Annotated in this window: 17 protein-coding genes and 2 tRNA genes; 12 read left to right on the top strand and 7 right to left on the bottom strand. The window is 56.2% G+C overall.

The genetic code is table 11. The features are described from left to right. Positions 1 to 71 precede the first annotated feature (71 nt). From hmeg3_RS09215 to hmeg3_RS09200, 4 genes are all read left to right on the top strand, one after another. A complete protein-coding gene (locus tag hmeg3_RS09215) occupies positions 72 to 1,439 on the top strand; it encodes a TAXI family TRAP transporter solute-binding subunit (RefSeq protein ID WP_094563462.1) in 1,368 nt (455 codons plus the stop codon). Then, entirely contained in the window at positions 1,436 to 3,052 is a 1,617-nt protein-coding gene (locus tag hmeg3_RS09210; protein ID WP_094563461.1) for a diguanylate cyclase domain-containing protein, read from the top strand. Before hmeg3_RS09215 ends, hmeg3_RS09210 begins: the two co-directional genes overlap by 4 nt. Positions 3,053 to 3,070: 18 nt before the next feature. After that, positions 3,071 to 3,307 (top strand): hypothetical protein, encoded by a 237-nt coding sequence (locus tag hmeg3_RS09205; RefSeq protein WP_094563460.1) that lies wholly within the window; start codon positions 3,071 to 3,073, stop codon positions 3,305 to 3,307. Positions 3,308 to 3,837: 530 nt separating this feature from the next. Next, complete coding sequence (locus hmeg3_RS09200) at positions 3,838 to 4,599, top strand: transporter substrate-binding domain-containing protein (protein WP_232511993.1); 762 nt, start codon at positions 3,838 to 3,840, stop codon at positions 4,597 to 4,599. A 129-nt stretch (positions 4,600 to 4,728) separates the two neighbouring features. Here the strand turns inward: hmeg3_RS09200 and hmeg3_RS09195 are convergent, their stop codons facing one another. The 3 genes from hmeg3_RS09195 to hmeg3_RS09185 all read right to left on the bottom strand — a co-directional run bounded on the left by hmeg3_RS09195 (position 4,729) and on the right by hmeg3_RS09185 (position 7,945). Further along, entirely contained in the window at positions 4,729 to 5,736 is a 1,008-nt protein-coding gene (locus hmeg3_RS09195; protein WP_094563458.1) for a GlxA family transcriptional regulator, read from the bottom strand. 134 nt (positions 5,737 to 5,870) lie between these two features. Beyond that, positions 5,871 to 7,046: an acyl-CoA dehydrogenase family protein gene (locus tag hmeg3_RS09190; RefSeq protein ID WP_094563457.1), complete on the bottom strand. Its 1,176-nt coding sequence runs from the start codon at positions 7,044 to 7,046 to the stop codon at positions 5,871 to 5,873. 176 nt (positions 7,047 to 7,222) lie between these two features. Then, positions 7,223 to 7,945 (bottom strand): hypothetical protein, encoded by a 723-nt coding sequence (locus hmeg3_RS09185; protein WP_198361809.1) that lies wholly within the window; start codon positions 7,943 to 7,945, stop codon positions 7,223 to 7,225. A 419-nt stretch (positions 7,946 to 8,364) separates the two neighbouring features. Here hmeg3_RS09185 and hmeg3_RS09180 point away from each other — a divergent pair, with 419 nt between their 5' ends. After that, positions 8,365 to 9,663: a dicarboxylate/amino acid:cation symporter gene (locus tag hmeg3_RS09180; protein WP_094563455.1), complete on the top strand. Its 1,299-nt coding sequence runs from the start codon at positions 8,365 to 8,367 to the stop codon at positions 9,661 to 9,663. 80 nt (positions 9,664 to 9,743) lie between these two features. On the opposite strand, the gene hmeg3_RS09175 is transcribed toward hmeg3_RS09180, so the two are convergent. Further along, positions 9,744 to 11,675, bottom strand: coding sequence for a PhoX family phosphatase (locus tag hmeg3_RS09175; RefSeq protein WP_094563454.1), 1,932 nt, complete (start codon positions 11,673 to 11,675; stop codon positions 9,744 to 9,746). 143 nt (positions 11,676 to 11,818) lie between these two features. Between hmeg3_RS09175 and prfB the strand changes: the two genes are divergently transcribed. The 4 genes from prfB to hmeg3_RS09155 all read left to right on the top strand — a co-directional run bounded on the left by prfB (position 11,819) and on the right by hmeg3_RS09155 (position 16,627). Continuing rightward, positions 11,819 to 12,923, top strand: a protein-coding gene (prfB, locus tag hmeg3_RS09170) for a peptide chain release factor 2 (protein ID WP_157739232.1) whose coding sequence is annotated in 2 segments (ribosomal slippage) — positions 11,819 to 11,899 and positions 11,901 to 12,923 — 1,104 coding nt in all. Because the reading frame shifts where the segments join, the coding sequence is not laid out codon by codon here. A 103-nt stretch (positions 12,924 to 13,026) separates the two neighbouring features. After that, positions 13,027 to 14,583 (top strand): lysine--tRNA ligase, encoded by a 1,557-nt coding sequence (lysS, locus tag hmeg3_RS09165; protein WP_094563453.1) that lies wholly within the window; start codon positions 13,027 to 13,029, stop codon positions 14,581 to 14,583. Positions 14,584 to 14,783: 200 nt separating this feature from the next. Beyond that, entirely contained in the window at positions 14,784 to 15,410 is a 627-nt protein-coding gene (locus hmeg3_RS09160; RefSeq protein ID WP_094563452.1) for a glycine zipper 2TM domain-containing protein, read from the top strand. 287 nt (positions 15,411 to 15,697) lie between these two features. Further along, positions 15,698 to 16,627: an amino acid ABC transporter substrate-binding protein gene (locus hmeg3_RS09155; protein ID WP_094563451.1), complete on the top strand. Its 930-nt coding sequence runs from the start codon at positions 15,698 to 15,700 to the stop codon at positions 16,625 to 16,627. 116 nt (positions 16,628 to 16,743) lie between these two features. Here hmeg3_RS09155 and hmeg3_RS09150 read toward each other — a convergent pair. Next, a tRNA-Arg gene (locus tag hmeg3_RS09150) sits at positions 16,744 to 16,820 on the bottom strand. An 86-nt stretch (positions 16,821 to 16,906) separates the two neighbouring features. Continuing rightward, a tRNA-Pro gene (locus tag hmeg3_RS09145) sits at positions 16,907 to 16,983 on the bottom strand. Between the two features lie 399 nt (positions 16,984 to 17,382). Here hmeg3_RS09145 and hmeg3_RS09140 point away from each other — a divergent pair. Both hmeg3_RS09140 and hmeg3_RS09135 read left to right on the top strand, forming a co-directional pair. Then, entirely contained in the window at positions 17,383 to 18,801 is a 1,419-nt protein-coding gene (locus hmeg3_RS09140; RefSeq protein ID WP_094563450.1) for a DUF3300 domain-containing protein, read from the top strand. A gap of 241 nt (positions 18,802 to 19,042) precedes the next feature. Then, positions 19,043 to 20,701 carry a peptide chain release factor 3 gene (locus hmeg3_RS09135; RefSeq protein WP_094563449.1) on the top strand — a complete coding sequence of 553 codons (1,659 nt, stop codon included), beginning with the start codon at positions 19,043 to 19,045 and terminating at the stop codon, positions 20,699 to 20,701. Positions 20,702 to 20,794: 93 nt separating this feature from the next. On the opposite strand, the gene hmeg3_RS09130 is transcribed toward hmeg3_RS09135, so the two are convergent. Next, positions 20,795 to 22,252: a Ppx/GppA phosphatase family protein gene (locus tag hmeg3_RS09130; protein ID WP_094563448.1), complete on the bottom strand. Its 1,458-nt coding sequence runs from the start codon at positions 22,250 to 22,252 to the stop codon at positions 20,795 to 20,797. A gap of 259 nt (positions 22,253 to 22,511) precedes the next feature. Here hmeg3_RS09130 and hmeg3_RS09125 point away from each other — a divergent pair, with 259 nt between their 5' ends. Continuing rightward, positions 22,512 to 23,273: an SAM-dependent methyltransferase gene (locus hmeg3_RS09125; protein ID WP_094563447.1), complete on the top strand. Its 762-nt coding sequence runs from the start codon at positions 22,512 to 22,514 to the stop codon at positions 23,271 to 23,273. Positions 23,274 to 23,302 lie beyond the last annotated feature (29 nt).

The raw sequence follows: 23,302 nt of genomic DNA, 5'->3' as shown, positions 1-23,302 counted from the left end.
CAAACAAAACGCCCGCTGGCATGGGGCACCAATAAATAGCACTCGTAGCGCAGGCGAACCAGTAGCGATCCATGCCCAAGACACCTCTTCCGCTTCACCGCATTCAGAAGCCGCCGATGACGCCGCAGCGCCTGCGCCGGCTCATGCTGATTGCTTCGCTGGTGTTGCTGGCGGTGTGCTGGACGGTGCTGGCCATGCTCAAGCCGGCCACACAGGGCAAAATCGTCCTGACCGCCGGTGCGCCGGGCGGCATCTACTACAACTACGCCGAGCGTTACGCACAGATCCTCAAGCGCGACGGCATCACGCTCGATATTCGCTCCTCTTCCGGTTCGGTTGAAAACTTCCAGCGGCTGCGCGAAGAAGACAATGAATTCCAGGTCGGCTTCATCCAGTCCGGTACCGGCAACAGCGAACAGGCCCCCGGCATCCAGACCATCGCCGCCATTTCGTATGAGCCAATTTGGGTGTTCTATCAAGGCGCCGCGACTTTTGACCGCCTGTCGCAGTTGCGCGGTAAACGCATCTCGCTGGGATTGCCCGGCAGCGGCTTGCGCATTGTCGCCAACGACTTGCTGACAGAAAACGGCATCACCACGAACAATTCCACTCTGGTGGAATTGAACGGAAGCACCGCCTACGAACAACTGCTCAACAACAAGATCGATGCCGCCTTCTTCATTGGCCGTGCCGATAGCGAGCTGATCCATACCCTTCTCAACAGCGGCATCAAGCTGATGAGCTTTTCGCAAGCCGATGCGATGGTGCAAAAATTTCCGTCGCTGTCGAAGATCACCTATCCGCGCGGCGCCACCAGCCTCATCAACGACAAGCCATCGCATGATGTCACGCTGCTGGCCGCCACCGCCATGCTGGTATCCAAAGAAAGCTTGCACCCGGCGTTGGCCTATTTGCTGCTCGACGCCGCCAACGTGATCCACAACGCACCCGATTTTTTTACGCCGCGTAATTATTTCCCCAACCAGAACATCGAAGACTTCGCCATCTCCGACGAGACGCGCCGCTATTTCAAATCCGGCCGTCCCTTCCTGCAACGCTATCTGCCATTCTGGCTGGCTAATTTCATTGAACGCCGTTTTACGATATTGCTGCCCTTCATTGCCGTGCTGTTCGGCTTGATTCAGGCCGTGCCGCGTATCTATGAAGCCAGTATGAAAAAACGGCTGGTAGTGTGGTACAAGGAAATCCATTTATTGGAAGAAGAGATCTGGAATACAGATGCGCCCTCGGAAGAAAAACTGACCGAATGGCACAACGAGATCGAAGAGATCGACTCCAATGCCAACCAGATCGATATCCCGCAGCGCTATTACGGCGATATCTACGCACTCAAGCAAGCTATCCGTGTCGTCCGCGACCGCATTAGCGAAGCCGCTCATCAACGCGAAATAACAACAACATCCCCGTCACCGCAATGAACTTCAAACGCTTCGCCAACAGTCTCGTCACCCGCCTGGTGCTTTTCGGCACCCTCGTCGTCCTCGCCAGCGGCATTGCGCGCTACTACGTTCTGACGGATTTTTTGCACAACGATCTGACCGATGTTGCCGCCGAGCAGCAAAGCACAATCGCCAGCTATCTGGCGCAGGACATCAACCATCGTCTCCTGGAACGCCGCCGCTACCTTGAGCAACTGGCGGCATCGCTGCCGCCCGAACTGATGTCGCAGCCGGAAAAACTGCGCGAGTGGCTGCGCGACCGGCAAGAGTTGCAGCCACTGTTTTCACAAGGTCTTTTTATCACCGATGTCGATGGTCTCATCGTGATCGACTATCCCGCCACCGTCGGACGTACCGGCATGTCAATCAGCGGCTTTCCGGACTTCCATCTGGCCAAGGGCGGCAAATTCGTCATCGGCGAACCCTTGTTCAGCACAAGGTCGAAAGAGACCATCATCCCGATGATGGCGCCATTGCGGGACAATACCGGCAAACTCATCGGCATTCTGGGCGGCACCGCGGCACTGGCGGCGCCCGGTTTCCTGGATCACCTGCAACAGGCCCGGCTCGGCAAATCCGGCAGCTTTATCCTGGTATCCCCTGCGCGGCGGTTGATTGTCGCCTCCAACGATCCGACCGCGGTGCTCAAACAATTGCCCCAGGTCGGCGTTGATCCAATACTTGACAAAGCCGTCGCCGGTTATCGTGGCACCGGCATCGGCAGCAACGGCACCGTCGAAGAAATCAAGGCTATCGCTGCCGTACCAAGCACAGGCTGGTTTGTCGCTGTGGGTCTGCCGGTTTCCGCAGCCTTGCCGACTGTCGAACACGTACAGGCCTTCATCTTGCGCGGCGGCGTGGCGCAGGCGCTGGTGATTTTCTTGCTGATCATTCTGGTCGTGGTGTGGTTCTTCCAGCCGTTACGACACGCGGCCGACCAGGCGGAACGGATGACACGCGGCGACCTGCCGCTGACGCCATTGCCCGTGGCGCGCGCAGACGAAGTCGGTCATTTGACGATGGCATTCAACCGCTTGCTATCCCGCCTCAAGGTGCATCAGGCAGAACTGCAGCATCAGGCGCACCACGACATCCTCACCGGCCTGCCCAACCGCGTCATGCTGGCCGACCGGATGCAGCAAGCAATTGCGCACGCCCAGCGCCACCGCACGGGTGTGGCGTTGCTGTTCCTTGATCTGGACGGATTCAAACCGATCAATGACACGCTGGGCCATAAGGCCGGCGATCAGGTATTGCAGGAAATCACCCAACGGCTCTTGAACGTGGCACGCGGCAGCGACACCCTCGCACGTGTCGGCGGCGATGAGTTTGTGCTGCTGGCCACCGATCTGGGAATGCCGCTCACGCACGGTGCGCGCATACTTGCCGAAAAATGCATCAACGTCGTTGCAGAACCTTTGAAACTGCAACAAGGCAACTACCAATTAGGCGTATCCATCGGCATCGCCGTTTGTGACGACAATTGCGATCCCGACCTGTTGCTGCAGGCTGCAGACAAGGCCATGTACGACGCCAAGAGCAAGGGCCGCGGTTGCTATGTGATCGCCGGCAGCAGCGAAACCTGCATCTGATCCATCGAGGCAAGCGCCGTGAATAAAGCCGTCATTCTCAGTATCGAAGATGACACCGGGATGCACTGCGTCGACATTGCACAGCATGATGACGGCATGTTCACCTTCAAGACCTTTCGCAAAGATCCGGAAGACGAAGGAAAATGGACACTGGTAACTGACTATTCGAAGACGCGCTACGCCAGCGAACACGACGCCCGGGAGGCTGTGTACGAAGAACTGCCGTGGGTGCGAGAGCAACTTCAAAAGCGGTAAAAATAAACTGCACCTCTGCCGTACAAGCATGCTTCATTGCTTCAGTCTCACGCGTCTTCCGACGCGGCCGACAGTCTCCCTCAGTGCCAATCAAAATCAGCGATTCAGCAAACACGGCTAAACCGCCGGCATCGGTATCTCGCAATTTACCGGGAAATTAAGCTTGCATGAAAATGATGCGAAGCAATCGCACGCCCCTCTTGAAACGCACCGGAATGGACGCAAAAAAGGGATAAAAGCCGTTTAAAACAGTGCATCGTCAAATCCCATTTTTCCCAGTATTTATAAGGTTTTCCGAGGAATTCAACATATACTCCAAGGGAAGGTTTCTGTGCCTGATCTGATCATCTGCAGGTCCACATGGAACCTCTTGATGTGTCGCTGCTGTCAGTAAAAAAATCGCGATATTTTTTAGCTGCCCGCCATACACGTCACTTACGCAATACACGTCCAACCACGTCCAAGACGTTTAATCGGGAGAGAAAATGAAATTCACGAAATTCCTGGCACCCTGTTCTGCCGCTGTATTGATGATCACTGCATTGACGACATCAAACGCCAACGCCGATGCCTTGGCGGATATCGCAAAGTCCGGCACGATTCGCATCGCCGTCCCCCAGGATTTTCAACCTTATGGCTCCGTCAATTCTGAGATGCAGCTCCAGGGACTTGACATTGATGTGTCCAAGCTCATTGCCAAGGGCATGGGCGTGAAAGTGGAACTGGTTCCGGTCGCGAGCGCCAATCGCATTCCTTATCTGCAAACGCACAAGGTAGACCTGGTGATTTCGACATTGGGACGCAACGCGGAACGCGACAAGGTATTGGACTTTTCGCAACCGTATGCACCGTTCAACAATAGCGTGTTCGGTGCCGCCGACATCAAAGTCAGCGGCCCTGCCGATCTGGCGTCGCACGTCGTGGGCGTAGCACGTGGCACGTTTGAGGATATCCAGTTGACGGCATCCGTGCCGCCAAGCGCCACCATCAAACGCTATGAAGACAACAACACGCTGATCTCGGCCTATGTTTCCGGACAGGTCAAGCTGATCGGCACCGGCGACTTCGTGGCGATTACTTTGGGTGAGAAAGATCCGTCGCACAAACCGGTCTTCAAGTACGTCATCCAGGAGTCACGCTGCGTGGTTGGTTTGAACAAGGGGGAAGCGCCGTTGCAAGCCAAGGTCAACGACATCCTGACCAAAGCGAAGAAGTCCGGTGAGCTGAATGCGCTGGTCAAGAAATGGCTCAATGTGCCGTTGCCGGACAAACTGGCTAACGCTTACGAATAAAACTGAACTGGCTTTCCTTCAATCATCATCCGGCGACCGTCATGCGGCGATCGCCGGCATGACCCGGTTCACATCACTCTCCTCCCGCAGCAGCCTTATTGCGACCGCAGTCTTTCCGAAACCACACTCTTAAGCAGCGTGCGCACCTGCCGATTCTCTGTGGGCTGACGGTGAATGCGCCTCGAACTTCTTCCATACGCGCCGCAATTGACGCCCCGAATGAAAGCCGGATTTTTCCGCGACGCGCTCAATGTCCAGCGGCGATTGCGCCAGCAGATCGCGAGCCAGCGCAATGCGAATGCGATGAATGTAGTCGATCAGGCTATCGCCGGTATGTTCGCGAAACAGTCGCGTCAGATGGCGTTCACTGGTGCAGGCGATGTCGGCCAGTTGCGCGACGTTCCAGTCTTGCGCCGGATCCTTGATGACAGCGTTCTGCACGCGATGCACTGCTGGGTGAATATGATTGCGTGCCGTCAGCCATGGCGACAATTGCGGATCGCTGCCGGTTCGGCGCAGGTAGACCACCAGCGAGCGCGCCACCGATGCACTGCAAGCGTGGCCGGCAATCTGCGCGACGATATGCAGCGCAAGGTCAATGCCGGTTGTCACGCCTGCGCTGGTGTAGACGGCGCCGTCTTCGACGAAGATACGGTTTTCCAGCACATCTGCCTGTGGCGCAAAACCGCGCAACTCGTTGATGTGGCTGTGGTGAGTAGTGCATTTGCGCTTATTCAGAAAACCCGCGTAAGCCGCCAGCAACGCGCCCGTACAGATGCAGACAAGCCGGTGATGCTGGCGATAGTGTTGCTGCAACCAGCGCACCGCCGCCTGGTCGGCGGGATTGCTGAAGTCGTCATCCTTGTCGACGCAGCCGCTCAAAATCAGCATGGCATTGTCGGGCAAACTGTGCGGCAATGCTTCGATGCCAGCGAGCGTCAAACCGATCGACGTTGCGACCTCTCGATGGGCACTGATGAAATGCAGTTCAAAGTACGGTGGACAGCCGGATTTTTCGGCAAAACGATTGGCGTATCGCAACACCTCCGCAGGACCAATCAGGTCAAGCGTCAGTACGGACTCTCGTAGCAAAAAATAGACGGGAATAGTCGCCTGTCGTGCCTCTGTCTGCACCATGATTTCCTCTGTAGATGAAACGCGAGGAAATCATAGTATCCCATCTGAACCTGTCCCTCCACGTCCATGAAGGACATCAACCGGACATATTCAGCCATCAAGAAAGGCAGAAAAATCGGCTTTCTTTCAGGTACTCAGGAATAGAGCGTCGGCTCAGGCAAGAGATGTTCGAGTGCGTAGCGACCAACGTCGCGCAGCTTGTAGTCGATGGGATCATGCAACGTGTGGGTGCGCGCATTGCGCCAGAACCGATCCAGCCCCAGTGTTGCCTTGGTCGCACGGGCGCCGCAAACGTCGAATACGTCCTGCCCCACCGCAAGTGCTGTCCGGTGCGCCAGCACCTTGGCTTCGGCCACTGCCAGCGCCGCTCTTCCGCGCTGTTCGGCGACAAGCTCAGGCCCGATGCGCCAGACCTTGTCCAGTTCGACACCGGCCTCATCCGCCAAGGCTCTTGCAGCACGAATCTGCAAATGCATCTCGGCGTAACGATGAATCACGTACGGATCGTCTGCAGCACGCTGCACGCCTGCAGCAAACCACGGCCTACCCTGGTTGAGCGTGTAATCCCGCGCCTGGTCGAATGCACCTTCTGCCATCCCGAGGTAGAGATTCACCAGAATCAATTGCGCCACCACGCCGCGCAAGGTCAGGAAAGGCGTTGACACAGCGTCCGGTCGAAACAGAACTTCACTCCATTCCAGCCGCACCTGCTCATAACTGACCGAGGTGCTGTCCGTCTGGCGCTGGCCGATCGGATCCCAGTCGTCATGGATGGTGATGCCTTCGCGCGCGGTCGGCAGTACTGCAATGAGGATCTTGCCGCTGGGTTGATGCAAGGCAGTGGTGAGCAGACGATGCGAGCCGAGCGTGCCGGAACAGAAACCCTTGATGCCTTGCAAAATCAAACCGCCGTCCTTTTCGGTCGCCATCAGACGCGGATCAGCGGGATTGGCGGAATTGCCCCACCAATGATTGAGGGCAACCGTTTCACGCAAATAAAGCGCTCGCTGCTCATCGGAGCCGTACGACAACACACCCGATAGTTGTAAAGTTTGAAACGCCAGCAAATGCGCCATGGCGCTGTCGACACGCGCAATGCGGCGCACGATGGCAAGCGTCTCGCTCCACGATGCACCGATGCCGCCGTACTCTTTCGGTACGACCAGCAACAGCAAGCCGTTCTGGCGTAACAACTCCTTTTGTTCGGCAGCATGGCCACCGGCTTTGTCACGCTCGGCGGCGGTGCGCGCCAGCTCTTGTTCAATAGCGGGCAAGGCGGCGTGGATGCTATCCAGGGTCCAATGGGTCATGACGAAGCTTTCAGCAAATTTCAGTGAGCGGAAGTGTCGAGGCTGGCGGTTAAATACGAAACAAATTTTTTCGCATATCGATATGCACCAAGTGCGCACGACCTGTGTTCGCCAATCTATGCTGTGCTATCGGCGATACACAATCATAGATCCACACATCAACAGATCTGGCTTGGTCAGCGCACCGGCAAGAATTGCAGGAACGACCCGCCCAGCAAGTTCTGCACGTAGCTGATGCCGGCACGGCGATATTTTTCAGTAACGAACTCCGCCAGCAAATCCAGACGGCCGATAATCTTGCCGAACTCACGTTCGAAGCTGAGATTGCGCTCGGTCGCGTTGATTTCGTCCGACAGCAACAGAGGCTGGCCGGCGGTATTGCGACGATTGGTCAGCATCCATACCGCGATTTCTATATTGCGCGCGGCGTTATAAAGATATTGGGCGTCGAGGCCGTCAATGAGAAAAAATTCGATCTTGCCGCCGTGGGCGGTAATGATCATATCGGCCGTGGCATAGATGAAGGCAGCAACGCGATCCGCCTTGAAGTCAGGCGACAAGGCCAGCGACATGGCGGCAATGTCGTGCTTGCCTTGCAGATCGGCCCAGGTCTGCCGCTTTTCGACGGCCTCGCGAACGCGTTTGACGACTTCTTCGCGCGTAGCTCCGGATTTTTTCCACTCGGCCGGATTACGCCTGTAGAGCTTGTCCATCAGCAGATAGAGACTTTCCAGATTGCCGCGCATGGCCAGTGTCGCCATGCGATTGGTGTCGGACTGCCCCATTTCACGCGAGCTGGCGGAAGCGCCTTTGACTTCGCCATGGGTAGTGGGCGCAGTACTACATGCATTCAATAGAGAAAAAATCAAAACGCTCAAAATGGCCGTACTTAGTCTCATTTTTTTCATTCCGATAGGACTACCCGAACGCCGAATGAGTTCTGTGAGGCTTTCATCAGGCACACATCCGGATATTTTTCTGCATTTCTACGACTATTTCATGGATGATTCGACCTCCGCAACTCATTCATATTCATTTTCACTCTTTTCCCGCAGTTTTGCGATTGACTAGGATAGGGGCCTAACCTTACGTTCTCGTCTTGACCTGTTATTCCTGCCTCCCACACCTCGGGTACGCATCCGACAGTCGACCAACCTTCGCCGTCACCGGCATGGCTGGTTTCAGCCGTTACCAATCGGCACCGCCAAGTGACAACAACGCATCCGCAGCAATACTGAAAGCGCCAACCGGGTAACGGTCTTGTTCGGATGCCATTGCCAAGCCTCGCCCGCAATCCTCAGCAATCAAAAAGGTATCCATGAAACGTAAAATACCCCCTGCTTTTTATATTCTCGTCGCTATGTTGCTGGGAATTCTGACTGGCTATCTGATCTTTTCCAACGCTCAGGACAAAGCCGCGGCCACCGCCATCGCCGGATATGTTGCAATCCCTTCCGACATTTTTTTGCGGCTGATCAAGATGCTGATCGCCCCCTTGGTGTTTTCCACGCTGGTGGTTGGCATTGCCCATATGGGCGATGCCAAGTCTGTAGGTCGCATCTTTGCCAAGTCGATTCTGTGGTTTTTTACAGCGTCACTGATCTCATTAATGCTGGGTCTGCTGATGGCCAACTTCATGCAACCCGGCGTCGGCATGTCGCTATCGCTTCCCGGTGCCGACAGTGCACTGCCGGGGCTGGCGACATCCCAGTTAAGCCTCAAGGAATTTATCGGTCACCTCGTGCCCAAATCATTTGCTGAAGCAATGGCGCACAACGAGATTCTGCAAATCGTCGTGTTTTCCATGTTCTTCGGCGTAGCACTGGCTGCGCTGGGAGAGAAGGCAAAAACGCTATTGAGTTGCATCGACGAACTCTCGCATGCGATGCTGAAGATCACCGGCTACGTGATGAAGATGGCGCCGGTCGCCGTCTTTGCAGCGATAGCGGCAACGGTCGCTGTCAACGGCCTGGAGATCCTGCTCAGCTTTGCCATCTTCATGCGTGATTTTTATCTGTCGCTGGGGATCTTGTGGGCGTTTCTGATCGGCGCCGGTTTCCTTTTTTTGCGTCGCCGCATTTTCAAATTGCTGGGACTGATCAAGGAGGCCTTCTTATTGTCGTTCGCCACTGCCAGCTCAGAAGCCGCCTACCCGAAAATTCTGGATGCTCTTGATCGTTTCGGCGTGCAGCGCAAGATCTCGGGCTTCGTCATGCCGATGGGGTACTCATTCAATCTCGACGGCTCCATGATCTATTGCACTTTCGCGACACTGTTCATCGCGCAGGCCTATGGCATTGACATGCCACTGTCCACGCAGATCACGATGATGCTGGTATTGATGCTGACTTCCAAAGGCATGGCGGGGGTGCCGCGCGCGTCGCTGGTGGTCATTGCGGCGACGTTGCAGCATTTTGGATTGCCTGAGGCCGGCTTGTTGATGATCCTCGGCATTGACACCTTTCTCGACATGGGACGCTCAGCAACCAATGCCGTCGGAAACTCCATTGCGACGGCAGTCATCGCAAAATGGGAAGACGGACTGGCAAGCGAAGAAGACGCCGAGCGCATTTCAGCCGCAATCGATGCGGAGGCAGCGCTCAAAATGCCCGCGTAGGCTACCAACGACACGTTCGTTCAAGGCAATAAAAAAGAGAGGCCCAGCCTCTCTTTTTTTGATCGGATCACACTACCTGATCAGGCCTGTACCGGCAATTGCATCCCGGTCAGATAGCCGACCGTGGCGCCGAAGCGGTCTTTGTAGTTGGCGCGCACCAGCGGATCCAATGCGTCCTTGACCTTGTCGTGCAGCGGTTTTTCCCAATCGCCGGCATGCTGGAAGTTGCTCATGACATAGGTCCAGCCGTTGATTTCGTCGACGGCGTGCAAGCCGGTAGATTCGGCGCCGGCCGGGCAGGACAGGATGCGCGAGAGTTGCTTGCTGTCGACGTTGTAGGCCCACAGGAAATTGTTGACGTGCATGCCGCTGTCTTCGCCAATAAAGAGCGTGCGCAGTTTTTCCGAGAACTTGATGTTGTCCGGATTGGCGATCTTGTCGGCATGTGCCAGATTGCCCAGCGCATCAGGCTGTTTCAGGTCTTCGCCGATGAGGGCTGCCGGCGGCGCCATGTCGACCGGCACCCAGGCGCTGTCGATGGCACTGCCGGACAGATCGTTCTGGCCACCCTTCATGTTCAGCGCATACACCGCGCCGGCCTTCGGGCCTTGCACCTTGATGCCGCCTGAACCGTCAAGCATGGAGGTCTGCACATACGACATGGCCGAGTAAGCGATCTTGTCCTTGGCGTTGACAGTGGTGCCCTCCATCTTGGTAAAACCGAGGCTGCCGCCCTTGAACGCAGCGTAGCGATGGGTTTCGAGGAAGGCTGCGGCTTGTTCCATGCCGGGCTTGAGCTTGATCCAGTTGGTTTTGCCGTTAAATGGGATCTTGGTATAGGACGCATCCTGCGGATCGCTGGTCTTGACGTCCATGATGTCGGCAACCTTGAGCTTGTCGGCCAGCGCCTTAATCTCGTTGCTGGTGGCATGGCCCAGCTTGACCCAGCTCAACGTACCGGCGCCGGGGCCGACACCGGAGGTTTGCGTCCACCTGGCGACATACAGCGTGCCAGCCGACAGATCGGCTTCACGGTCGGCGATGAACATGAACAAGCCGCCGTTGGTGGCGTCGTCGCCCATCAGTACGGTGCGGCGGTCCGGCATGACCTGCACCAGTTCATGCGAGATGCGGCCGAGGCAGAAATGCTTGACCACGCTGCCGCTGCCGTCAGCGTGGACGGTGATTTCCGGCAGATGACCGTAGTGGTAAGGGTTGGCCTTGGCGGCATCCCCGAAGAGGTTCTTGCTGAAGGCCTGAAATTGCACGTTGCTCGCGATGGCTGCAGCGTCGGGTTCGTATTCTTCGCTCGACAGATGGGTATTCCACGGCGACAGGCTGGCGCCACAGGTGATCCACAGGCCGTTAACCGACGAGGTATCGACGTTGTGATATTTGACGAGGGACAATTTGCCGGTCTGCGGATCCTGATCCAGCGTCAGCACGGCGATGGGCGACGGCAACTGGCCGTACATGGCGGCCTGCTTCTGGTCGCGCGTGGTGTACTCGAACTGAACCACGGCGAATACTGCATTGCCTTTGACACCGGCAACTTGCGCGTTTTTCATCGTCAACAGCGACGAGCCGTCAGGGCAATCGGAGAAAAAGTGGCGTTCCTTACCCGGCACCGAACGGTCGATGATCGGCTGATTGTTGATATCGTAGTAACCGCCGGCCAGCATTTTGCCGCCCTTGCCGTCCGGCACCATATCGCCGGTCATGAAAAACGGCTGATACGCCAGTTGATAGCTTTGCTTGGCGCCATTGCCAAATACGACATCAAGACTGGATTGCACGGTTGTGGCGGCCATTGCCGCGGGATTCGCCAGCGATGGCGCCTGCATGCTGCTGAATGTCGCCGAGGCGAAACCACTGCGATTGGAAGCCGTGGCGCAACCAGCCAGCAAGCCCGAAGCGGTCAGCGTCAGCGGCAACAATGGCGCGCTGGCGAAGGCTTTGAGCAAATCGCGGCGCTTGGATTGGATTTCGGGAGTATTTTTGGCGAATTTCATGGCTTTTTCCTTTTTAGCAACTATCTGACAACGACCTGACTGAATCGCGTGATGCTAATCGCCGAAAATGACCTCTTTGTGACACCGGAAATACCTGCTCTGGTCTTGTATAATGCGAGGTTTGGTTTGCAAAAGACATAATCATGGAAGCAGAACGCCTCAATTCCCTCCAATCCCTGCTGGACGACCTCGCGGTGCGTGCAGCTGAATTACGGAGGTATCTTTGACTTCGATGTGAAGTCAGAGAAACTCGACCAGGTCAACGGCGAATTGGAAGATCCGGAAGTCTGGAACGATCCCAAGCGCGCGCAAGATCTCGGCAAAGAAAAAAAATCGCTGGAAAACATCGTCCATACGCTGATCAAGATTGATGGCGACCTCAACGACACGCGCGACCTGTTCGCGATGGCGCGCGAGGAAAAAGACGAAGACACGCTGATCGCCATCGAAGCCGACGCAGAAACCCTGAAGGGTCTGGTCGAAGGCATGGAATTCCGCCGCATGTTCAGCAATCCGATGGATCCGAACAACTGCTTCATCGACATCCAGGCCGGCGCCGGCGGTACTGAAGCGCAAGACTGGGCGTCCATGCTGCTGCGCCAATACCTGCGCTACTGCGAGCGTAAAGGCTTCAAGGCTGAAATCCTGGAACAGTCTGACGGTGAAGTGGCCGGCATCAAGACCGCGACGATCAAGGTCGAGGGCGAATACGCCTACGGTTTCCTGCGCACCGAAACTGGTGTGCACCGTCTCGTGCGCAAGTCGCCGTTCGACTCCGCCAACGGCCGCCATACCTCGTTCTCGAGCTTGTTCGTCTATCCGGAAGTGGACGAATCCTTCGAGATCGACATCAATCCTGCCGATGTGCGCGTGGACACCTACCGTGCGTCCGGCGCCGGTGGCCAGCACATCAATAAAACCGACTCGGCGGTGCGCCTGACGCACGGCCCCAGCGGCATCGTCGTGCAATGCCAGAACGACCGCAGCCAGCACCGCAACCGTGCCGAGGCATGGGACATGCTGCGCGCCAAGCTGTTCGAACTGGAACTGCGCAAGCGCATGAGCGAACAGCAAAAACTGGAAGACTCCAAGACCGACGTCGGCTGGGGCCACCAGATCCGCTCTTACGTGCTGGACCAGTCGCGCATCAAGGATTTGCGCACCAACTTTGAAATGGGCAACACCAAGGCAGTGCTGGACGGCGATCTGGATGGCTTTATCGCCGCCTCGCTGAAACAAGGCGTCTGATTCCTGTGGCATCCGGCGTCCACCCATGGCTGCCGGATGCAATCATTGAAGCCGGCTTTTCAGCGCCTCCGGCCCTCACGCTTACTAACGAATTCTCGACATCATGACCACACAAAACGACAACGCCGCTCAGCCAGCGCAACAACAGCCGCCAGTAGATGAAAACACCATCATCGCCGAGCGCCGCTCCAAGCTGAATGCGATCCGCGAGCAAGGCGTCGCCTTCCCCAACGACTTCCGCCCTGAACACAAGGCCGCCGAATTGCACGCGCAATACGGCGAGCTGGACAACGAAGCGCTGGAAGCCAATCCGGTCAACGTCTCCATCGCCGGCCGCATGATGTTGAAGCGCGTGATGGGCAAGGCATCGTTCGCGACACTGCAAGACTCGTCCGGCCCCCGCGCCGAAGGCCGCATGCAGCTCTACATCACCAACGACGTGACGGGCCCGGAAGCGCACGGCGCATTCAAGCACTACGACCTGGGTGACATCCTTGGGGCCGAAGGCACGCTGTTCAAGACCAAGACCGGCGAGCTGTCGGTCAAGGTGACCGGCCTGCGTCTGATCACCAAGTCGCTGCGCCCGTTGCCGGACAAGTTCCACGGTCTGTCGGATCAGGAAACCAAGTACCGTCAGCGTTACGTCGACCTGATCATGAGCGAAGAAACGCGCCGCACCTTCAAGGCCCGCACGGCTGCGATGTCGTCGATCCGCCGCTTCATGGAAAAGAACGACTTCATGGAAGTCGAAACGCCGATGCTCCACACCATCCCCGGCGGCGCAGCGGCCAAGCCTTTCATCACGCATCACAATGCACTGGACATGCAGATGTTCCTGCGTATCGCGCCTGAGCTGTACCTGAAGCGCCTGGTGGTCGGCGGCTTCAACCGCGTGTTTGAAGTCAACCGCAACTTCCGTAACGAAGGTGTTTCGCCGCGTCACAATCCTGAATTCACGATGATGGAATTCTATGCGGCCTACGTCGATTACCAATGGCTGATGACCTTCACCGAACAAGTGATTCGTCAGGCCGCGATCGATGCACATGGCACTGCCACGCTGACGTACCAAGGCCGCGAGCTGGATCTGGCGAAGCCGTTCCAGCGCCTGACCATCACCGGTGCGATCAAGAAGTACGCACCGGAATATACCGATGAACAACTGAACGACATCGACTTCCTGCGCACCGCGCTGAAGAAGTTCGGCGTCAAGACCGACCAGGCTCCTCTTGCAAAGGCCGGCATCGGTGCGCTGCAACTGGCACTGTTTGAAGAAACAGCCGAATCGCAATTGTGGGAACCGACCTACATCATCGATTACCCGGTTGAAGTGTCGCCGCTGGCACGTGCCTCTGATACGGTTGCAGGTATCACCGAGCGCTTCGAACTATTCATCACGGGCCGTGAAATCGCCAACGGCTTCTCTGAGTTGAACGATGCCGAAGACCAGGCTGCACGCTTCCAGGCGCAAGTCGCTGCAAAAGATGCGGGCGACGAAGAAGCCATGTATTACGACGCCGATTACATCCGTGCGCTTGAATACGGCATGCCACCAGCTGGTGGTTGCGGCATCGGTATCGACCGCCTGATGATGTTGATCACCGACTCGCCAAACATCCGTGACGTGATTCTGTTCCCTCACCTGCGTCGCGAGGACTAAACACATTCCCTGTCGTTCCGGCAACAAATCAGCAGCCCGTAGTAGCGCTCTTCACGTGCTCCTACGGGCTGTTTCCATTTGTCCTACAAAGACATTACAAGTATTTACAACTGACACACTATTCGCATTTTTTTCCTGAACTTTGTGCTCCATAATCGCCTCAGATCAACACCCACAACACAAATATAAAGAGGTCCATCATGGAAGTCGTCAAATCATCCAGCCGCATTCATCCCTTGGTCGCCACCGCAGCAGTGGCCGTCACTTTGGTCAGCCTGGTTGGCGTCGCTGCCATTACCGGCCTGCTGCCGACATCGAACAGCAACAATGCACCGCAACAAGCTCTGTCGGACACGACAGCGCCACAGTCAGAACAGGCAAAACAACAGGCACAAAATAATATGCAGCCTGCGCCCCAATCTGCACCGAAACCAAACTACGCCGCACAACCGCAACAAAGCAGCGGCTACGGCACACCAGCACCAGTTGCACGCTGCTCCAGCTGCGGTGAAGTCCAGGCTGTACGCGCAGTCCAGCACACGCCCAAAGCCAGCGGTGTCGGCATTGTTGCCGGCGCAGTGTTAGGCGGCGTTCTGGGCAATCAGATCGGTAACGGCAACGGCCGTACGCTTGCAACAGTTGCTGGCGCAGGTGCTGGCGGCTATGCAGGTAACGAAGTTGAAAAGCGTACACGTACCACAACAACCTATGTCGTTGACGTTCGAATGGAGAATGGCAGCGTTCGCTCGTTCCCACAATCAGATGAAGGCTGGCATGTCGGTGACCAGGTTCGCGTCGTGAACGGCCATCTCACCGGTCGCGGCTAAGCAAGATCAAGCACCACTCTACGCGCTGCCCACCGGCCACCAGTACGCGTAGCGCAAACGATAAAGCCGTGATCACCTTAAAGTGATCACGGCTTTTTGCTTCTCTACAATCCGCTGTCGCTGCTTTGATGCAGACAAACAACTCATTTGGCTCATTTCCCTCGAAGTATTTTCAGGTGGGGAAACTATTCGTCCTCTCCTGATGCTGAGCTCATTCTACGACTTGAACATTCCCTATTCGCCCTCTAAGATCAATTGGCGATGTCGTAGATAAATGGCCTTTCGAAATGAGCTACCTGACTCCGATACTCAAACTCCTGCACAGTCCTCTCAAGATCATTGCCTGGTTATTACTGACCAATCTGGTCACTTACCCAGCCAACGCAAGTGACACACTTAAACGAATTCAAGAGAGCCGGACAGTTGTGGTCGCATTCATGGGCATCATCGACAATATCTCCCCTTTCGTTCTGATAGAACCAGATGGCGCAGTCAGCGGCTACGCCAACGACATTTGTCTGAAGATAGTTCAAGGCATCAAGCAGGAAATGAAACTCCCGCATCTCAAGGTTCAATTTCTCCCCGTCACGATGATGACACGATTCAGCGCCTTGCTCGACAATCGCGCCGACCTTGAATGCAGCGTCAGCACCAATAACGCAGATCGCCGCAAGAAAGTCTCCTTCACCATCCCCCACTTCTTTACGAGCGTCCGTATGTTGGTACGCACAAACTCGGGCATCAAGGAATGGAGCGATCTGCGTCACAAACGCATCGTAACGACCAGAGGAGCATCGATAATCGAGGTAATCAACAAACGTAGCAACCTGGGCGGTCTCGATCTGGCGATTTTCGAACAGGACTCGGATCAGGAATGCATGAGGATGCTGGAGCAAGGGCTTGCTGATGCCTTTGTCATGGATGAAGTTTTGTTGCACTCCGCACGTGCCGCTGCGAACAATCCAGACAAGCTGCTTATAACGGGCGCATCCCAGTCGGTGGAACCGTACGCCATCATGCTGCGCAAAGACGACCCTGAGTTCAAAAAAATGGTCGACAAGCAAATGGCCAAGTTAGCCGCCAACGGAGAACTCCTCAGACTCTACAACCGCTGGTTCATGCAACCCGTCGGCCCCGAAGGCAAATCGCTGAACATGCCGATGAGCTACATGTTGCGTGATTCGCTTCGCTATCCGACCGACAAGATTACGAATTGAATTGCCGTAACTGCAGAGTCAACGCAAAAACATACAAAAGATAAAAACAAAAAAAGGAAAAGACCCGGACAGCAGAACGCGTCGAGCGAGAAAAACCGGAAACTATTTAGAAGAAGTGGCCTGCCCTAAGGGAATCGAACCCCTAACCTATGGCTTAGAAGGCCATTGCTCTATCCGGTTGAGCTAAGGGCAGATCAAGAGGAGCCAAGTAAAAAAACCGCTACTTGAAATCGCCTTCGGAAATGAAAACGGGCTGTCTTTCGACAGCCCGTTCATGTGTGGTCGGAGTACAAGGATTCGAACCTTGGACCCCCTGGTCCCAAACCAGGTGCGCTACCGGGCTGCGCTACACTCCGAGAAGCGAGATAATATCCCGATAGGGGTATTCGGTCAACACCTTCTTCACATTTTTCTTCAAATTTTCTTCTTTTCTCCTATGAGAGGCTCTTCTTCTCATTCTCCGTCAGACATTCCCGACACCTTTCATTCGCTGCAACACCAATGCCCGTCTGCGTTGCACGCTGCGTTGAATGCTGAAACATCCCTTGCAGTTTGGTTACACCTTGTTTCTTATCCCTGATTGAAGATAAGACACCTATCCGGTCTTGTGGTCACTGTTTGATTTCTTTGCGACTTAAGTTCGTAAATTTTTTCGCATTGTTTACGGTCTCACACATTTCACATTTCATTTTTTGCAAAGTTGCACCGGACATCAACTGACTACATACCGGCACTACACAATCGGGAGAATCGTCGTGAACAAGAAAACCCTCGCATGGATTGCTTCAGCACTCTTTTCGCTGGCATCCGGCATATCGCAGGTCTCTGCACAAGACATGAATCGCCCCCCGGCCATCTTCACACAAGAAGAATTGGATCAGATGCTGGCGCCGGTCGCGCTGTATCCCGACTCGCTGCTCGCACAGGTACTGATGGCATCCACCTATCCGCTGGAAGTTGTGCAGGCTGCACGCTTTATGGACAGCCGCCCAGGATTGCAAGGCGACGGGCTGGCGCGGGCGATAGCCCCCATGCCTTGGGATCCCAGCGTGAAATCACTGGCGCAGTTTCCGTCCGTACTGGCGATGATGAATGACAAGCTGGATTGGACACAGCGCCTTGGCGACGCCTTTCTGTCGCAGCAAGCCAATGTGATGGATACGGTGCAAAACCTGCGCGTGAAGGCCCAGATCGCCGGCAACCTGCAATCGAGCAGCCAGCAGCGCATCCTTCAGCAAGATCAGGTCATCGTGATCGAGCCGGTGAATCCGCAGGTGATCTACGTACCTTATTACAACCCAACCGTCGTCTACGGCAGCTGGTGGTGGCCGCAACGCCCACCGGTATATTGGGCGCCGCCACCACGCTATCGGCCACCCAGCTATAACGTGTCTATCAATGTCGGCATAGCATTTGGCGCAGGCACGGGGATTGTCCGCTCGGTCTATAGCGACGCCCGCCCGGATTGGCGCCAGCATCATGTTCTCGTAAACAACGTCCGTATAAATAACAACAATACGGTCAACAATATCAACGTCACCAACAATGTGACGAGGAACGTTACCGTCAACAACCGTCCGGTCGTATGGCAACACAGCCCGCGCAACGGCCAGAACAATCGACGTCCGGACGTCGGCAATGCGTCACGCCCGAATGCTGTTCCGGTTCCGGCTCCAGCTGCGGCAATAGCAACTGCGCCAACCCCAGGGCCGCGCCCGGAACAGCGTCCGGGCCAGGCACCTGGGTTCAATCCTGCTGAACATGGAAATCCTGGCAACCCGATCCGGAACGAGCGCGACAATCATAATGATCGCCGCGAGCAGCCGAATCGTCCTCAGCAGGCAGCCGCTTTCGCAGCCCCGAATAACGCCCCGGCGGCGCCTCACCAGATATCACCGGCACCACAGGCCCGTCCAGCGCCCTCAGCACCACCGGCTCCATCAGCGCCGATGCCAACGGCTGCCCGGCCTGAGCGTCCCAACGTCGAGCATCGCCCGCCACCAGCTCAGGCACAGCGCCAGGAGCGTCCCGAGCAGCACGTCCAGCGGGCGCCTGAAGTACACGCACCGGCACCTCGCCCTCCTGAGCGGCATGAATCGGCGCCAAGGCCGGAACAAAAAGCTCCGCAACGCGAAGAGCGCCCGGAACGCCAGAATCACCGCGACGACAAGTAGCCTGCAAGCAATACCTTGCTGCAACATGCAGGCAGGCGGATGGACGAACTTGGCCGAATATGGCGCTGAATACGCTATAATCTCGGCTTCCGAGACGTGACCAGACGCTATCCAAAGGGTTGGATCTTCCAGCCCTTTTTCGTTTCTGTCACATCCATGCCGACGGCCTCGCGCTCTGTCCCTGACAGCGCAATCCGCGCATGGCTCTCATCGCTAACGCCTCACGACCCACCGACTTACGATGCAAGACATTACTTCCGATTCCGCGAACGAAGACACCGGCTCACGCAGCAAGGTCCCGCTTGAGCTGATTGCTCGCGAGGTAGCCCGGCGCCGCACCTTCGGCATTATTTCTCACCCTGACGCGGGTAAGACGACACTGACTGAAAAGCTGCTGCTGTTCTCGGGCGCAATTCAGCTGGCCGGTACCGTCAAGGCGCGCAAGAGCGGCCGCCACGCGACGTCGGACTGGATGGAAATCGAAAAGCAGCGCGGCATCTCGGTGGCCAGCTCGGTCATGCAGTTCGAATACCGCGATCACGTCGTCAACCTGCTCGATACCCCAGGCCACCAGGACTTCTCGGAAGATACCTACCGCGTGCTGACGGCGGTGGACTCGGCGTTGATGGTGATTGACGCCGCCAAGGGTGTGGAAGAACAGACGATCAAGCTGCTCAACGTCTGCCGCATGCGCAACACCCCCATCATCACCTTCATGAACAAGATGGACCGCGAAACCCGCGACCCGCTTGAGCTGCTGGATGAACTGGAGTCCGTGCTGAAGATTCAATGCGCCCCGGTGACGTGGCCGATCGGCATGGGCAAGAACTTCCGCGGTGTGTATCACCTGCTGCGCGACGAAATCATGCTGTTCAAGGCTGGCGAAGAACGCGCCGACGGCAACGTCGAAATCATCAAAGGCATCGACAATCCCAAGCTGGTCGAAATGTTCCCGCTGGAGATTGAACAACTGAAAATGGAAGTTGAGCTGGTACACGGCGCTTCGCATCCATTCAAGCTGGAAGACTTCCTGGCCGGCATCCAGACACCGGTGTTCTTCGGCTCGGCGATCAACAACTTCGGCGTGCGCGAAATCCTCAACGCACTGCTCGACTGGGCTCCAGGTCCGGGTGAACGCGATGCTACGGTTCGCAGCGTGGAACCGAACGAAGCACCGTTCTCGGGCTTCGTGTTCAAGATTCAGGCCAATATGGATCCTGCCCACCGTGACCGTATCGCCTTCCTGCGCGTGTGCTCGGGCCGCTTTGAGCGCGGTATGAAACTCAAGCATCTACGCCTGAACCGTGAAATCAAAGTGTCCTCCGTCGTGACCTTCATGGCATCGAGCCGTGAGCAGGTTGAAGAAGCCTACGCCGGTGACATCATCGGTTTGCCGAATCACGGCAACATGCAGATCGGCGACAGCTTCTCTGAAGGTGAATTGCTGCAGTTCACCGGCATCCCCTACTTCGCACCGGATTTCTTCCGCGTTGCGCGCATTCGCAATCCGCTCAAGATCAAGCAATTGCACAAGGGCTTGCAGCAGCTCGGCGAAGAAGGCGCGGTGCAGGTCTTCAAACCGACCAACAATAGCGACCTGATTCTCGGCGCGGTCGGCGTGCTGCAGTTTGAAGTCGTGGCAAGCCGCCTTCTCAACGAATACGGCGTTGACGCTGTGTTTGAAGGCACCAGCATCAGCAGCGCGCGCTGGGTGACCTGCGAAGACAAGAAGATGCTGGCCGACTTCGAGAAATCCTCCGCCGGTTTCAACCTTGCGCACGATGCCGCAGGCAATCTGGCATATCTGGCGACCTCGGGCGTGAACCTGCGTCTGACACAGGAACGCTGGCCGGAAGTCACCTTCCACGCAACCCGCGAACACGCGGCCAAGCTGGATTAAACCAGTTCGGTTTGTGCACGTTGCAATAAAAAATCCCCGCCAGGTGCGGGGATTTTTTATTTCCAGTGAGATGCGTACCAGACAGTCAAAGCATCAGGCGTTCACGCGGATCGAGAAATCGACACCGATGCCGCTCCACCATTCCTGCTCTTTCTGCATCCAGTACGACACGGTCGGGTGATCGCGTACCCAGTCGCGCTTGATTTCGAGGTCAATACGATTTTTCATCTTCAGACGGATGTCATTCCAATCCAGCGTGATGTGCGAGTGCATGAACATCACCGCCAGACGCAAGGCCAAGACTGCCTTGGCAAAATCAGCATCCGATAGCACTTCACCCAGTTTGCGCAGATTGCCCTTCTGACCAAGGATCAAAGTGCTCATCACACGCTGCTCGCGCGTGGTGAATCCTGGCAAATCCGCATTGGCGATCAGGTAAGACGAATGCTTGTGATAGCTGCTTTGCGACACAATCAAGCCGGCCTCGTGCAACAAGGCGCTCCAGCTCAGATATTTGGCGTAGACCTCGTTACCCGGCTTGAGCATCTCGAAAAATCCGAGTGCGGTCTCTGCAACCTGGCGCGCGCGCAATTCATCGATATGAAAGCGGCGGCTGAAATCGTCCACCGACTGTTCGCGGCGATCGCGTTGCGTGGCGCGCAATTGCAAATCCCACATCACACCCATGCGCAAACCGGCCTCGACAGGTGTGATGACGGAAATATTCAACTCTTTCATCAAGCCGATCAACACCGCCAGGCCACCCATGATGACCAGCGCACGGTCGGGCTTCATGCCGGGCAGTTCGATATTACCCGCGTGACCGAAAGCGATCAGGCGCTGCTTCAGCTCTTCGACGCTGGCAGGTGTGACACGCCCATCGCCCATGCCGTTGCGGGCAATCGTGTCCGCAATCGCACGCATGGTGCCTGACGAGCCGTAGACCTTGCTCCGATGCTGCGCGCCGAAAGGCACGACGGCATCTTCGACATGCGAACGCGCGGACAAAATCGCGCGCTCAAAGGAGTCTTCATCGATCACGCCATCGGGGAAAAATGCCTGACTTTGATTGACCGTGCCAATGCCAAAGGACTCGACGCGTTTGATCTCGCTGCCACGACCAAGAATGACTTCGGTGGAACCACCGCCGATATCGATCACCAGCCGATCTTCGTCCGGCAGCGCCAATGCGCCGGCGACGCCCATGTAAATCAGACGGCCTTCTTCTTCGCCGGAAATGATTTCCACCGGGTAGCCGATAGCACGCTCGGCATCAGGCAGGAATTCATGTGCATTCTTGGCCACACGCAAGGTATTGGTAGCGACCACGCGCACCGCATCCAGCTGGTAATCGCGCAAGATCGTACGGAAACGCGCCAGAGATTCAACCGCGCCGGCGATAGCCTGCGGGGTCAGTTTACCGTTCTTGTCCAAGCCGGCTGCCAGGCGAATGGGGTCGCGCGCGCTCTTGATCACGCGAATCGAATCACCCTCATGCTTGCCTATGTGCATACGGAAGCTGTTGGAACCAAGATCTACTGCTGCAAACATTCAATCCCTTTCAATCGAGGGTATTGCCGGAAATTATTTAGCAAATTTTAAAAAATGCTGACGAACTGACACAATAGTTGCCTAGCATGACAGTTTCATGACATCGGCATGAATCAGGCGACACATTGCAAAAGACTTTCTTATCATCCCGAAAAGCCTGCAAGTACGGGCCTTGCCTACATCAGGCAACACAAACATGCTCGCAGTCAACGGTGAAATAAGGTCTAATAGCGCCAGCCCTTATTTTAACGATTTAAACATGCCCGGTATTCTTTATCTCGTACCCAACACCCTCGGCCCTGTCGACGCTGCGGATGGCGATGTACTTGCCGCTATCCTGCCAGCCGAAGTGCAGGCGCTTGCTGCGCGTCTCGACTATTTTGTCGCAGAAAACGCCAAGACCACACGCGCCTTCCTGAAACTGATCAACGCCAACTATCCGCTGGCCAAACCCCTGCAGGAAATCAAGATCGCCGAACTCAACGTCAACACCGAAGCCGCAGCCCTGCCGGCCTTGCCGGCCTTGCTTGCGCCGTTGCTGGCAGGACAAGATGCGGGATTGATTTCAGAAGCCGGCGTACCGGCGGTGGCTGATCCCGGCGCCAACCTGGTTCGCCTGGCGCATCAGCACGGTATCCAGGTTCGTCCTCTGGTCGGCCCCTCGTCCTTGTTGCTGGCAGTCATGAGCAGCGGTCTGAACGGCCAGAGCTTTGCTTTCAATGGCTATCTGCCGACCGACGCCGCGCAACGCATCAAACGCATCAAACAATTGGAAGATCGCTCCCGTCAGGAAAAGCAAACCCAGTTGCTGATCGAAACGCCCTATCGCAACGGCGCCATGCTGGAAGCATTGGCAACGGCATGCAATGGCTCGACGCTCATCAGCGTCGCGACAGATCTGACGCTGGCGAGTGAATCCATCAAGACACAGACAGCGACTAAATGGAAGAGCGATATTGCCACCGGCAAGACACCGGATTTTCACAAAAAACCTACCGTGTTTTTGCTGCTGGCCGACTAAGAGCCGCGGACACAAGCTTACTGTGTTGT

This window comes from Herbaspirillum sp. meg3, from assembly GCF_002257565.1.
Classification (GTDB): Bacteria; Pseudomonadota; Gammaproteobacteria; order Burkholderiales; family Burkholderiaceae_D; genus Herbaspirillum.
The sequence above is the reverse complement of the archived record's forward strand: the minus strand, read 5'-3'. Positions and strand labels throughout refer to the sequence as shown.

Coding starts and splice junctions, on each gene's coding strand:
- hmeg3_RS09210 (WP_094563461.1), top strand. CDS start 1,436: ATGAACTTCAAACGCTTCGCCAACAGTCTCGTCACCCGCCTGGTGCTT.
- hmeg3_RS09135 (WP_094563449.1), top strand. CDS start 19,043: ATGCAAGACATTACTTCCGATTCCGCGAACGAAGACACCGGCTCACGC.
- hmeg3_RS09195 (WP_094563458.1), bottom strand. CDS start 5,736: ATGGTGCAGACAGAGGCACGACAGGCGACTATTCCCGTCTATTTTTTG.
- hmeg3_RS09200 (WP_232511993.1), top strand. CDS start 3,838: ATGATCACTGCATTGACGACATCAAACGCCAACGCCGATGCCTTGGCG.
- lysS (WP_094563453.1), top strand. CDS start 13,027: ATGACCACACAAAACGACAACGCCGCTCAGCCAGCGCAACAACAGCCG.
- hmeg3_RS09180 (WP_094563455.1), top strand. CDS start 8,365: ATGAAACGTAAAATACCCCCTGCTTTTTATATTCTCGTCGCTATGTTG.
- hmeg3_RS09190 (WP_094563457.1), bottom strand. CDS start 7,046: ATGACCCATTGGACCCTGGATAGCATCCACGCCGCCTTGCCCGCTATT.
- hmeg3_RS09155 (WP_094563451.1), top strand. CDS start 15,698: ATGAGCTACCTGACTCCGATACTCAAACTCCTGCACAGTCCTCTCAAG.
- hmeg3_RS09130 (WP_094563448.1), bottom strand. CDS start 22,252: ATGTTTGCAGCAGTAGATCTTGGTTCCAACAGCTTCCGTATGCACATA.
- hmeg3_RS09215 (WP_094563462.1), top strand. CDS start 72: ATGCCCAAGACACCTCTTCCGCTTCACCGCATTCAGAAGCCGCCGATG.
- hmeg3_RS09185 (WP_198361809.1), bottom strand. CDS start 7,945: ATGAGACTAAGTACGGCCATTTTGAGCGTTTTGATTTTTTCTCTATTG.
- hmeg3_RS09175 (WP_094563454.1), bottom strand. CDS start 11,675: ATGAAATTCGCCAAAAATACTCCCGAAATCCAATCCAAGCGCCGCGAT.
- hmeg3_RS09125 (WP_094563447.1), top strand. CDS start 22,512: ATGCCCGGTATTCTTTATCTCGTACCCAACACCCTCGGCCCTGTCGAC.
- hmeg3_RS09160 (WP_094563452.1), top strand. CDS start 14,784: ATGGAAGTCGTCAAATCATCCAGCCGCATTCATCCCTTGGTCGCCACC.